General features: G+C 32.8%; 1 protein-coding gene. It reads left to right on the top strand.

From position 1 onward, the window contains the following. The coding region (locus B3N22_RS16320) for a group II intron maturase-specific domain-containing protein (protein ID WP_286908745.1) at positions 1-396 on the top strand (396 nt) is incomplete at both ends.

Raw genomic sequence — 396 nt, 5'->3', positions numbered from 1 at the left:
CATATCTAGGGTTCATAATTAAAAGAAATACTCTAAGTATACATCCCGATAGAGTCAAGAAATTCAAAGATAGAATTAGAGAACTTACTCCAAGAAATAGTGGAATAAATCTCGAAACTCTTGTAAAGAGAATGAATCCAGTACTTAGAGGATGGTGTAACTATTTTAGGATAGCTAACTGTGCAGGGATATGTAGAGTATTAGCAGGATGGATTAGAAGAAGACTAAGAATGAAACAGATGAAAGAGTGGAAAACATATAAATCTCTTCATAAAGTTCTTCGTAGAGTTGGATATAATAAAAATCTTAGGAAAATAAGTATGACAAGATGGAGAAATTCAGCCAGTCAGCTAATTAGCAAAGCACTTCCGAATACTTGGTTTGATGAAATCAAAC

Source organism: Clostridium sp. UBA1652, from assembly GCF_002320975.1.
In the GTDB taxonomy this organism is placed as follows: Bacteria; Bacillota; Clostridia; order Clostridiales; family Clostridiaceae; genus Clostridium_T; species Clostridium_T intestinale.
Note: the sequence above shows the minus strand (reverse complement) of the source record. Positions and strands in the feature narration are given on the sequence as shown.